At 64.4% G+C, this 12,317-nt stretch carries 10 protein-coding genes; 5 read left to right on the top strand and 5 right to left on the bottom strand.

What is annotated here, in order from left to right; all coding sequences use genetic code 11:
- Positions 1–2: 2 nt before the first annotated feature.
- Complete coding sequence (locus CH286_RS24725) at positions 3–302, bottom strand: mycoredoxin (RefSeq protein ID WP_052058841.1); 300 nt, start codon at positions 300–302, stop codon at positions 3–5.
- 59 nt (positions 303–361) lie between these two features.
- Between CH286_RS24725 and CH286_RS24720 the strand changes: the two genes are divergently transcribed.
- The 3 genes from CH286_RS24720 (at position 362) to CH286_RS24710 (ending at position 3,414) form a co-directional block, all read left to right on the top strand.
- Positions 362–2,476, top strand: a complete 2,115-nt coding sequence (locus CH286_RS24720; protein WP_371828256.1) for an ATP-dependent DNA helicase UvrD2 — start codon at positions 362–364, stop codon at positions 2,474–2,476.
- 143 nt (positions 2,477–2,619) lie between these two features.
- Complete coding sequence (locus CH286_RS24715) at positions 2,620–2,925, top strand: hypothetical protein (protein ID WP_094610594.1); 306 nt, start codon at positions 2,620–2,622, stop codon at positions 2,923–2,925.
- Positions 2,926–3,153: 228 nt separating this feature from the next.
- Positions 3,154–3,414 (top strand): WhiB family transcriptional regulator, encoded by a 261-nt coding sequence (locus tag CH286_RS24710; protein ID WP_170944861.1) that lies wholly within the window; start codon positions 3,154–3,156, stop codon positions 3,412–3,414.
- Positions 3,415–3,448: 34 nt separating this feature from the next.
- On the opposite strand, the gene CH286_RS24705 is transcribed toward CH286_RS24710, so the two are convergent.
- The 3 genes from CH286_RS24705 to CH286_RS24695 all read right to left on the bottom strand — a co-directional run bounded on the left by CH286_RS24705 (position 3,449) and on the right by CH286_RS24695 (position 7,253).
- Positions 3,449–4,759, bottom strand: coding sequence for an ABC1 kinase family protein (locus CH286_RS24705; RefSeq protein WP_032376930.1), 1,311 nt, complete (start codon positions 4,757–4,759; stop codon positions 3,449–3,451).
- A 71-nt stretch (positions 4,760–4,830) separates the two neighbouring features.
- A complete protein-coding gene (locus tag CH286_RS24700; protein WP_032403097.1) occupies positions 4,831–5,715 on the bottom strand; it encodes a hypothetical protein in 885 nt (294 codons plus the stop codon).
- Between the two features lie 122 nt (positions 5,716–5,837).
- Positions 5,838–7,253 (bottom strand): zinc-dependent metalloprotease, encoded by a 1,416-nt coding sequence (locus tag CH286_RS24695; RefSeq protein ID WP_032403098.1) that lies wholly within the window; start codon positions 7,251–7,253, stop codon positions 5,838–5,840.
- Between the two features lie 167 nt (positions 7,254–7,420).
- On the opposite strand from CH286_RS24695, the gene CH286_RS24690 reads away from it, so the two are divergent.
- Positions 7,421–8,446: a YlbL family protein gene (locus tag CH286_RS24690; RefSeq protein ID WP_032403099.1), complete on the top strand. Its 1,026-nt coding sequence runs from the start codon at positions 7,421–7,423 to the stop codon at positions 8,444–8,446.
- 6 nt (positions 8,447–8,452) lie between these two features.
- On the opposite strand, the gene CH286_RS24685 is transcribed toward CH286_RS24690, so the two are convergent.
- The gene (locus tag CH286_RS24685; protein ID WP_094610664.1) at positions 8,453–9,031 is read right to left on the bottom strand and encodes a PPA1309 family protein; all 579 of its coding nucleotides are present in this window, start codon (positions 9,029–9,031) and stop codon (positions 8,453–8,455) included.
- Positions 9,032–9,307: 276 nt separating this feature from the next.
- On the opposite strand from CH286_RS24685, the gene CH286_RS24680 reads away from it, so the two are divergent.
- Complete coding sequence (locus CH286_RS24680; RefSeq protein WP_176457632.1) at positions 9,308–12,268, top strand: UPF0182 family protein; 2,961 nt, start codon at positions 9,308–9,310, stop codon at positions 12,266–12,268.
- The last annotated feature ends 49 nt before the right edge of the window (positions 12,269–12,317 follow it).

Genomic DNA, 12,317 nt, shown 5'->3' with positions numbered 1-12,317 from the left:
GATCAGAGTGACAGCGCGCGCTTGACTTCGGCCAGACCGGGATTGGTTGCAGTCGAGCCGTCGGCGAAGAGGACGGTCGGCACCACATGGTTGCCGTTGTTGACGCTTCCGACGAAGTCGGCGGCTTCCGGGTTCTGCTCGATGTCGATCTCGGCGTATGTGATTCCCGCCTCGTCGAGCTGGGTCTTGAGTCGGCGGCAGTAACCGCACCACGTGGTGGAGTAGACGGTGAGTGCGGCTGGGGTCTGCGGAGTGTTCTCGGTAGTGGTCACGACAAGAGTCAACAGGAGCACCGACCCCATTGTTCCGGCAGGTTCAGGCCCGGGCGGAACTGTCGGTGCGCACTGACACAATGGACCACATGGCTGACGACGCGATGACCACCGGACTGGATCCGGAGCAATCCGCGGCCGTACTGGCTCCTCGTGGCCCGGTGTGCGTTCTCGCCGGTGCAGGCACGGGCAAGACCCGCACGATCACTCGACGCATCGCGCACCTCGTCTCGGCGGGGCATGTGTCCTCGGGGCAGGTACTGGCGGTGACGTTCACCGCTCGCGCTGCCGGCGAGATGCGCGGCCGCCTGCGCGAGCTCGGGGTCGGGGGAGACGGACCTCCCGTGCAGGCCCGTACGTTCCACGCCGCGGCGATGCGGCAGCTCAAATACTTCTGGCCGCAGGTCGTCGGAGACACCGGATGGCAGCTACTCGATCGCAAGTTCGCCGTTGTTTCGCAGGCGGCCAATCGCGCCGGAGTGTCGACCTCGACCGACGCGATCCGCGATCTCGCAGGTGAGATCGAGTGGGCCAAAGGATCGTTGATCGCGCCCGAGGATTATCCGCGTATCGCGGCCAGCAATCGCCGCGACGTGCCGATGGATGCCGCCAAGGTCGCGGCCGTCTACGCCGGGTACGAGGAGCTCAAGTCCCGAGGCGGGGACGGAATGTTGCTCGATTTCGACGACCTCCTCCTGCACACGGCCGCAGCTCTGGAAGAGCACTCGTCGGTGGCGGACGAATTCCGCGAGCGGTACCGCTGCTTCGTCGTCGACGAATATCAGGACGTGACACCACTGCAGCAACGGGTGCTCGACGCCTGGGTGGGCGACCGCGACGATCTCACCGTCGTCGGCGACGCGAACCAGACAATCTATTCGTTCACCGGCGCGTCTCCTCGATATCTGCTGGACTTCTCTCGCAAGTACCCCGAGGCCACCGTGGTTCGGCTCGAACGTGACTACCGGTCGACGCCGGAGGTGGTGTCGCTGGCGAATCGTGTCATCGGAGCCGCTCGCGGGCGTATCGCCGGCACCCGTCTGCAATTGATCGGTCAGCGGGAGTCAGGGCCCGAGCCGGAGTTCTTCGAGTACGACGACGAGCCGGCGGAGGCCGACGGCGTGGCGCGGGCGGTCAAGAGGTTGATCTCCAAAGGGGTCGAGCCGGCCGAGATCGCGATTCTGTACCGCATCAACGCTCAGTCCGAGGCACACGAGCAGGCGTTGACCGAAATGAAGATTCCGTATCAGGTTCGCGGTGGGGAGGGGTTCTTCACCAGACCGGAGGTGCGGCAGGGAGTCAACGCGCTGCGGCAGGCGGCCGGGCGGGACGATCTACCCGACGGCGCGCAGTCCGGCGACGGTCTGACGGCTCTGGTGCGGGCCGTGCTCGCGCCGCTGGGCCTGACGGCAACCGAGCCGACCGGTGCGCAGGCCCGCGAGAAGTGGGCCTCGTTGGGCGGCCTGGTGCAACTCACCGAAGAACTTCTCGTGCACGAGCCGGACCTGACCCTGGAGAAATTGCTGGGGGAGCTCGCTGCACGTGCCGAAGCGCGGCATCCTCCGACGGTGCAGGGTGTGACGCTGGCGTCCTTGCACGCGGCGAAGGGGCTGGAATGGGACGCGGTGTTCATCGTCGGCCTCGCCGACGGAACTCTGCCGATCTCGCACGCGATCGGCAACGACCCCAGCGCCAACAACGAGGCCGCGATCGAGGAGGAGCGCAGACTGCTCTACGTCGGTGTTACACGCGCCCGGGTCCACCTCCATCTGTCCTGGGCGCTCGCCCGCAACGAGGGTGGGCGCAAGTCCCGCCGGCGGTCCAGGTTTCTCATCGGTCTCGTGCCCGAGGATTCGCCCGCCTCGCGTATCGCGGCCCCCGCTGCCAAGAAGTCCGGACCCAAGTGCCGGTTGTGCGGAAAGCCGTTGATCGGGACGTCTGCGACCATGCTCGGTCGATGCGAGAGCTGCCCGTCGAACGTCGACATCGCCCTGCTGGACGCCCTGAAGTCATGGCGACTGGACAAATCTCGTGAATTGAAAGTGCCGGCATACGTGGTGTTCAGCGACAACACGCTCACTGCCATCGCCGAGCAGCAGCCGCAGGACGAGCGGGGACTCGTCGCCATCCCCGGAATCGGAGCCAAGAAGTTGGAGCGGTTCGGCGAAGACGTACTCGCAGTCGTGCGCGCAACGGACAGCTGACCGGGCGGGTATAAAACGCCGAGAAACTGCTGGTCAAAAATAACTTGTGCAGATATCGGCAGGGGGCTTAGTCTGTTTCACGTGCCGCGGGAGATCGCGCACTGTCCAATCCGCCAACGAGACCAGAACAGGAGCTGAAAGAAATGATCAACACATTCCACGCCGCCGTTGCCGATGCAACCGTCGCGTTCAGCCCTGTCCTCGGCACGGCAGCTTTCGGAGTTGCCCCCCTCGGCACTCATGCCGCCGCCGCAGGCTCTGTTGCGCAGACGTGGATTCGTTCCTCCGCTTTCGGCCCCATGCACGAGTCCGCCTACGCGGCCTCGGGGTCGAATTCCGCCCAGGTTGCCCTGGCACCAGGAGCGAAAGCCGTTGCTCAGGCAGCCCGACGTCACCGCGCACCAGGCGCGTCCGTGCTCGACAGCAGACACCGACTTCACAGTAGGTAGACGCTTCGAAAGCCCACCAGGCCACGGACCCGCACAACGCGGACCGTGGCCTTTGTCGTTCAGGTAGTACCTCTATCCGAACGTGAGGCCGACATGGTTCGCATCACCCCTCGAACCGACAACGACGCCGCACGAAAAGTAGAGGAGACCGACGTGTCAACCGCCACGATCCGGACGACATGCCGAACAGAGTCCGAAAGTGCCTACGCTGCAAGGTGTTCCACCGAGCTGGGCTCGACCGAATTGGCCGAGTTGCAGCTGTCCGTACCCTGCCGAGCGGCGAACCCCGACATGTGGTTCGCCGACACCCCTGCCGAACTCGAGCAGGCAAAGGCGCTGTGCGCTCAATGCCCCATCAGGCGTACCTGCCTGGATGCGGCATTGGACCGTGCCGAGCCCTGGGGCGTATGGGGCGGGGAGATCCTCGATCAAGGAGTGGTCATCGCCCGCAAGCGTCCTCGCGGACGACCACGTAAGAACGCAGCATGATCTCCGGAACGGATGCCCGGCGTCACCGAATCGTTCAGTCGGTGAAGCCGGGCATCCACTCGGTGAGGATTGCCATGTACGGCGCGTAGGCGTCGAGCTGAGCGCAGATTCCCACCAGTCCACCGAGAACGCGGAAGATCATCACGTATTCGGCAGGCATGTTCAATGCTCGAACAGTGCGAAACTGAGCACTGTTGAAATCTGCGGCAGTACCCGCGGCCTTCTGCAGCCACGCGCGGGTGAAGTGGAACGACTCGGTATGGATCGGGTCGGTGAAGGGACGCAGGTAGTCCGCGATTTCTTTCTCTGTCACCGTTCGGCCCGGCACCACGAAACCGCTCTCGGTGAACAACACCACGAGTTCGTCGAATTTCTCGTCGCGCGCGAGGGAGACCATCCGGCCGAGAACCGGTGGAAGACCGTCGGGCATCGGAGCGCACGCACCGAAATCGATGACGCCCATGCGCCCGTCCTCGAGCATCATGAAGTTTCCTGGATGCGGGTCGGCGTGCAGCAACTTCGCCCGAGCGGGTGACACGAACGCGAACAGGGCAAGTAGCTCGCCTGCCCGGTTACGTTCCTCGGCCGTTCCGTTTGCAATGACGTCGGCCAACGGTCGACCCGTCATCCATTCGCTGACAACGACTTTGGGCGCACTGGCAACAATCTTGGGTATCGCGAATTGCGGATCGCCCGCGAACTCCTTGCTGAACACCCGCTGATTCGAGGCCTCGATACGGTAGTCGAGCTCGTCCTCGGTGCGCGCAGTGAGCTCCTCGAGTACCGGCTTGACGTCGGTGCCCGCGAGCACAGTGCTGAACAGGTTCGCGAAACGCGACAAAGTCTTGAGGTCGGAGCGCAATGCATCGTCCGCACCCGGGTACTGAATTTTTACTGCGACGTCCCGTCCGTCCGACCACGTGGCCCGGTGCACCTGGCCGATGCTCGCCGAGGCGATCGCAGTGTCGTCGAAATCGAGAAAGCGTGATCGCCACGCCGTTCCGAGTTGTTGATCCAACACTCTGTGGACTGTCTTTGCCGGCATGGGCGGACCCTGCGCCTGGAGCTTGGTCAGCGCTTCCCGGTACGGCTCGGAATACTCCTCGGGAACGGCGGCTTCCATCACCGAGAGCATCTGCCCCAGCTTCATGGCACCGCCCTTGAGCTCCCCGAGAACGGAGAAGAGCTGTTCTGCAGCTTTGGCGGCCATGTCCGCATCGATCTCGTCGCGATTTCCGCCGGCAAGCTTCTTGCCGAAGCCCACAGCGGCACGGCCCGCCATTCCCAGTGGAATGCTGGCCAGTTTTGCAGTACGAGTCGATCCACGGCGCGGTATGTCAGACACAACTCCATCATGGCTGAACCTTCCGACAATTGCTCGGACCGGCCCGTATCGGTCGAGGTGACCGCGTCCGGTCAATGCCAGCAATCACAGTGCGGATGCTTGGACCACAGTCTTTTGTGCACCGTGGTTGCACGTGCTGCGAGATCCAGCTCCATCGTGCAGTCGGCGGTCTCGGGCATCGACGCGTCGGAACGGCCGATGAGGGGTTCGAGCTGAGCGAACGCAAACGCGGCCGTGGCCAGCACCGTCGCGCTGCTGGCCTGGCCGACAGTGCCGAGGAGCTGAGCCGACAGATGCGGCCACTCGGGATCGAGGTCGCAGCGAGTCAGATCTGCGCAGCGCAGGCAACTCGTTCGGCCGGGCAGTACGAAGGGGCCGACCACACCCTTCCCGTCCCGCAGCCGCACCTGAAGATGTGGGATGCGGATACGCACCAGATCGGTCACCAACCGAGGCTCGGCGACCAGATCGTCGGCGAGTACGACGATGTCGTAGGTCCACGAATTCACCGCCGACTGTGGGTAACGCGTGGGCGTCAGGCTCGACCGGCTCACCTCGGCGGCGGTCCTACTCAGGCCCGAGGCCAATGCGTCCGACAGCGGACCCCGCCCGACGAGGTGGATGGTCCGTACCGTCCCCGGCCGGTCCGGCGTAGAGTGCTGCGACCCGGCGGGCCCGCTCGTGCCGTGCATCAGCAACCCGGACTCTTCCAACTCGCCCAGCATCGCCGATGTTCGATTGGCGGACAGACCCAATGTCATTGCATGACAGACGATATGAGGCCTCGAACGGCCTGCGGCGAGGAGCCGGAGCAGCTCGAGTATCGAACCCGGCTCGGCACCGGGAGGCGGAGTGACGACAACGCTGGTCTCGGGGCTCCAGCCCAGTTGAACGGTGCCGTCCCGTCGAGGCAGTATTGCCACCGCAGGATCGAGTCGAACGGTCGGTGTGATCATGGAACACACTCTGACAGCGAACACTCCCGTGAACGCCCGCCCGAGGCACGTTATCCACAGGGTGGCTGTGCCTCCGAGCAGGCGTTCGACAGAGAAGTGGAACTCGTCCGAAATCTACTGGGTCAGCTTGTGGATGAACCCTTTTCGGGATCACCGTCGGTGCTCTCGTCGCCCTTGCTCTCGTCGTCCTTGCCCGCGGCCTGTTCGGCTTCCGCGCGTTCTTTGGCCTCCATCGCCTCGAGCTGTGCGATCGGGTCGTCGAAGTTCGAGGTTCCACCACCGACGACGCGGTCGATGAACGCCGCAGGGTTGTCCAGGTCCGAGGAGTCGGGCAGCAGGTCGGGGTGGGCCCACACTCCGTCGCGTCCCTCGATGTCGGCTGCGGCGAGGAGTTGGCGCCACAGCTCGGCTGCCTCGCGAACCTTGCGTGGTCGCAGTTCGAGGCCGACCAACGTGGCGAAGGTCTGCTCGGCCGGGCCGCCCGACGCCCGACGTCGGCGGATGGTCTCGCCGAGTGCCACAGCCCCGGGCAGCCGGTCGCCCAGCGCAGCCGCGACCACGGTCTCGACCCATCCTTCGACCAGGGCCAGGAGTGTCTCCAGACGCTCGAGCGCATGCTTCTGCTCCGGCGTCGTCTGTGGCTCGAAGGCACCCTGCTGCAGAATTGCTTCGATTTTCGACGGATCGGTCAGCGCGGACGGGTCGAGGCCCGCTGCTGCCTCCTCGATAGCCGAGAAGTCCATCCGGATACCGCGCGCGTATTCTTCGACTGTGGCCAGAACCCGTTGCCGCAACCACGGAATGTGGCTGTATAGCCGCTGGTGTGCAGCCTCCCTCGCCGCGAGGAACACCAGAACCTCACGCTCGGGCTGCTCGAGACCCTCACTGAACGACGCGATGGCCGACGGCAACAACGCCGCTGTGCCCGACGGTCCGAGCGGTAGGCCGATGTCGGTCGAGGTGAGTACTTCCTTCGAGAGTTGCCCGAGGGCCTGACCGAGCTGCGAGCCGAAGGCCATTCCGCCCATCTGCGTCAGCATGCCCATCATGGGCCCGGCCATCTGCTGGGCCTCGGCGGGGAGGCCGGATGTCCACATACCCGAAATCTGCTCGGCGACCGGGTCGCACAGTCGCTTCCACGTGTCGATCGTGTTGTCGAGCCAGTCGACCGGCGTCCATGCAACGGTCTTCGTAGCACCGGCAGGCAGGGTCGTCGCCCCGTCCAGCCAGAGCTCGGCCAGGTGCGCGGCGTCGGTGATCGCTTCTCGCTCGCCCGCCGACACCGGGCTGAAATCACCCATTTGCTGACGAGCCAGCTGCTTGGCCAAGTCGTAGTTCACCGGTCCGGAACCGGCCCCACCGGCACCGGCAGCGCCCATGCCGCTGAGCATCTGACCGAACTGGGTGAGCATCTGGCCCAGCTGGGCAGGGTCGAAGCCCTCTGCACCGAAGCCGAAACCGGCGGGGTTGCCCGAACCGTCCGGATCCTTCTTCTTGTCCGGGTCGTCGTCGGAAGCACCGAAACCAAAATTGCTCATGTCTCAACGGTACAAGCCATGTGCACGGGGAGCGCGGAAGATCGTCACGCTGACGGCGAACAGAAGAAGCTCGACGCTGCGCGCAGAACGAACTCGGCGCTGCGCGTAACGGGCTCCGGCAGGGGCGGTATCCACAGCGCCGCGCGTTCGGATCTAGTGTCTACCGAGTGAACCGAAGGATCGCCACTCTTGTCGCTGCGCTGGTACCGGTGGTGGTGCTGGGCGTCACCGGATCGGTCGTCACCGTTCCGTTCGCCGCCCTCGGCCCCGGCCCCACATACAACACCCTCGGTGATGTCGACGGAGTGCCCGTGGTGCAGATCGACGGAACCGACGTCGATCCGACGGCAGGTCATCTGAACATGACGACCGTGGCCGTGCGTGACCAGCTGAATCTGTTCGAGGCCATCGGCTTCTGGGCGAGCGGTCGTCAGGGCCTCGTGCCGCGCGAAGAGGTCTATCCGCCGGACAAGTCGAAGGAAGAAGTGCAGGAGGGCAACCAAGCGGATTTCGAGGAGTCCGAGTCCAGCGCCGAACTTGCCGCCCTGCACCACCTGGATCTGCCTGTGTCGCTGGCTGTGGCGAGTGTGGCCGAGGATGGACCCGCCGCCGGGGTGCTGAACGTGGGGGACACGCTCGTCTCGGTCGGCGGCAGCCCGGTGGCCACCGCGGCGGCAGTGCGTGAGGCCGTCAGCGCCCGAGCGCCGGGCGATTCGCTGGACATCGAGTACGTGCGAGACGGTACGACGCAGACGAGTGCGGTGGTACTGGGCGCGCGGCCCGACGACGCATCCAAGGGCTACCTCGGCGTCACTCCCGAAGAGCAGCCCGGGGTCCCGTTCGAGGTCAAGTTCAACCTCGCCGACGTCGGCGGACCCTCGGCCGGACTGATGTTCAGCCTCGCCGTGGTGGACAAACTCAGTCCCGGCGAATTGAGCAACGGAGAGTTCGTCGCAGGCACCGGAACCATCGATGCCGACGGAACGGTCGGCCCGATCGGCGGCATTCCGTACAAGCTGATCGCCGCCCGTGAAGCGGGAGCCACCACGTTCCTGGTTCCGGACGCGAACTGCGGTGAGGCGCTACAGAACGTTCCCGACGGACTCCGCCTGGTGCGCGTCGAATCACTGGACAGTGCTGTCGAGGCGTTGCAGGCGATCGGCTCAGGTGCCGACGCGCCGTCCTGCAGCTGACCCGGCTCAGTCGTCTTCGACGGTGTCGAAGGTGGCGTAGAGCCCGTGTACGACGTTCGGTGCCAGATTTTCTGCGACGCGAAGGTCGATCGGCGCGAAGGGGTCTGCGTCCTCGTCCGGGTGCAACTGCAGCAGTGTCAGCGATGGGCCGTCCTTGAGGACCGCGACGATCAACCGGGCATCCCGCTTCTCGGGATGGTTCTCGGCGGCCGAGCGCGCCGCTCGGTCCGCTGCGTCGGGATCGGCGAGCAACGGCATCAAGGCATCGTCGAGGGTCGACTCGGCGGCCGGGGGAAGTACGACGATCTCTTGCACCAGAGCGCATCCGACGACACCCTCGGGCCACGTCGAGGTGGCGAGGAATTCGTCCAGGGCCGGGGAGCCGCCGGTGATGTCCTCGGGGAGTGAGTGCTGCTGAATCGGAGTCAGAGCTGCGCCGTCGGCCAAGTCGTCGAGCAGACCGGGTTCCGCTGCTGCAAGAGTCGCTGTGGGTACCAAGGCGAACATCTGAGGCGCCTGGTGCCATCCGCCTGCGTCGACGAAGTCCGCCACTTCACGCGCGCACCGGGCCAAAGCCTGCGCCACATCCTGTCCACCCGACTCGGGGTCGAACTCGTCACCGAAATCGTCTCGGCCGGGCAGTCCGTCGCTGTCGTTGCTCACGGCACTATCCTCGCATCCGGATGGTTCTATGGATGCCGACCCTCCTGACCTGCGGTCGACAGTGGCCGCAGTACGGGCGTCGCAGCCGTAGGATCAACGTACGTACAGTAGGGCGAAACGGACATGCGGTGCACGGAATGTGCACCGCCTAAGTCATCTGCGGCGCCGTCGGCGCCGCCCGAAGTTGGAGTGTGGCTCGTGGGCATGAGGCCCCCCACCGGTATGCCGTCGTTGTCGCGGCGAAGCCGGATCTTGCTCGTACTGGCCTTGGTAGCAGCAGGTCTGCTACTCATCGGTCCCCGTCTGATCGACATGTACACCAATTGGCTGTGGTTCGGCGAAGTCGACTTCCGTGGCGTGTACACCACTACGCTGCTGACGCGCTTGGTGATCTTCCTCGTCGTCGCTCTGGTCGTCGGACTCATCGTGTTCGCCGCATTGTTGTTGGCGTACCGCAACCGTCCGGTGTTCGTTCCGGTGGCCGGTCCCAACGATCCGATCGCGCGGTACCGCACCACGGTGATGAGCCGGTTGCGCCTGTTCGGCATAGGAATTCCGGTCGTGTTCGGATTCCTGTCCGGCATGATCGCTCAGACCAACTGGGTGACCGTGCAGCTGTTCCTGCACGGCGGAGACTTCGGCCAGACCGATCCGCAGTTCGGCCTCGACGTCGGGTTCTACTCGTTCGACCTGCCCTTCTACCGATTCATCCTCAACTGGCTGTTCGTTGCCATCTTGGTTGCCTTCTTCGCGAACCTGGTGACGCAGTACGTATTCGGCGGGATCCGGCTCGCCGGGCGCGAAGGTGCACTCACCCGCTCGGCGCGAATTCAACTTGCTGTCATCGCCGGCAGCTTCGTTCTGCTCAAGGCCGTTGCCTACTGGTTCGACCGGTACACGTTGCTGTCGAGCGGTCGCAAGGAGCCGACATTCACCGGAGCCGGATTCACCGACATCAATGCCGTGTTGCCGGCAAAACTCATTCTGTTGGCCATCGCAGTGATCTGTGCGATCGCGTTCTTCTCGGCAATTTTCTTGCGCGACCTCAGAATTCCGGCGTTGGCCACGGCATTGCTGGTGCTCTCGTCGATCCTGATCGGTGCAGTCTGGCCGTTGGTGATGGAGCAGTTCTCGGTGCGTCCGAACGCGGCCGACAAGGAGAGCACGTACATCGAGCGCAACATCGCGGCCACCCGAGCCGCGTACGGGTTGACCGATGACGTGGTCACTTATCGGAACTACTCCGGCGAAGCGGCGTTGAGCCCCGGTGAGGTGGCGTCGGAGTCGGCGACCATGTCCAACATCCGTCTGCTCGACCCGAACATCCTGGCACCGACCTTCACCCAGCAGCGTCAGATCCGAAACTTCTACGGGTTCCCCGACACGCTGGCCGTGGACCGGTATCCGGATGCAGACGGCAACCTACGCGACTACGTCGTTGCCGCGCGCGAGATCTCACCGCAGACGCTCGACGCGAACCAGCGCGACTGGATCAACCGCCATACGGTGTTCACCCACGGAAACGGCTTCGTGGCAGCACCTGCCAACTCCGTCGACGAAGCCGTCGCCGACGAATCCAGCGGCGGACGGGGCGGTTACCCCAACTACCAGGTGAACTGGATCGAGAACGATGCCGAGGGCTCGATTCGCAAGGACGGCCCCGGCGACCTCGATCAGCCGCGCATCTATTTCGGACCGGTCATCGCCAACTCCGATGCCGACTACTCGATCGTCGGTTCCACCGGCGAGCCTCGCGAGTACGACACCGACAGCAAGAGCTACACCTACGACGGTGCGGCCGGGGTGAACATCGGCAATTTCTTCAACCGTCTGGTGTTCGCCAGCAAGTACGCCGAGCGCAACATTCTCTTCTCGAGTGTGATCGGTGACGAGTCGAAGATTCTGTTCAATCGCGATCCCCGTGACAGGGTCCAGAAGGTTGCACCCTGGTTGACCACCGACGGATCGACCTACCCGGCGATCGTCGAGGGCAAGCTCGTCTGGATCATCGACGGCTACACCACATTGGACAACTTCCCGTATGCCCAGCGGATGTCGCTCGAAGACGCCACCGCCGACAGCATCGAGTCCACTACGACGCGTGCGCTGCCGAGCCGGGAAGTGTCGTACATCCGGAACTCGGTGAAGGCCACTGTCGATGCCTACGACGGCACCGTCAAGCTCTACGAACAGGATGAGAACGATCCTGTGCTCAAGGCATGGGAAGGCGTGTTCCCCGGAACCGTCATCCCGAAGGATCAGGTGTCCGACGAACTTCGCGATCACTTCCGTTACCCGGAGGACCTGTTCAAGGTCCAGCGTGAGCTGCTCACCAAGTACCACGTCAACGATCCGCGAGAGTTCTTCACCAACAACGCCTTCTGGGAAGTTCCGACGGACCCGACGGCGGAGAACACCTCGGCCAAGCAGCCGCCGTACTACGTGGTCGCGTCCGATGTCTCCAACGAGGAGAACCAGGCGTCGTTCCAGCTGACCAGTGCGTTGGTCGGTTACCGGCGTGAAGTTCTCGGCGCGTACGTCAGTGCAGATTCCGATCCGGAAAACTACGGCAAGATCACCGTGCTGAGATTGCCGACGGATACATCCACTCAGGGTCCGAATCAGGTGCAGAACCAGATGACGACGACGACGGACGTGTCCGAGAGCTTGGGCATCGTGCGCCGTGAGAACACCGTCGAGTTCGGCAACCTGCTGACCCTTCCGGTCGGCAACGGTGGGTTGATCTACGTCGAGCCCGTGTACGCCTCGCGTACCAACGAGGCATCGGCGTACCCGCAGTTGATTCGAGTGCTGGTTTCGTACGAGGGTCGAGTCGGTTATGCCGCGACCCTGCCCGAAGCCATCGAGCAGGTGTTCGGAGCAGGCGCCGGACGGACCGTCACCGCACCCGGTGAGACCGACGGCACCACCCAGCCGGGTGCCGTGCCCGAGACGACGCCGTCCGACGGCGGCACGCCTTCGGCAACTCCGGCGCCGGCCACCGGTTCTTCGACGACCCGGGATGCGGCTGTCTCCGGTTTGAATTCTGCTCTCTCCGCTGTGCGCACCGCGCAGCAGAGCGGAAACCTGGCGGATCTCGGCACTGCACTCGAGAATCTGCAGACCGCCGTCGACGCCTACAACCGAGCAGGTAGCTGATCTGTTCGGTCGGGTCTCGCTGACATGAGCGAAAGAGCCGCCTCACCGT

The sequence above is a fragment of the Rhodococcus sp. WWJCD1 genome, from assembly GCF_002258735.1.
Classification (GTDB): Bacteria; Actinomycetota; Actinomycetes; order Mycobacteriales; family Mycobacteriaceae; genus Rhodococcoides.
The sequence above is the reverse complement of the archived record's forward strand: the minus strand, read 5'-3'. Positions and strand labels throughout refer to the sequence as shown.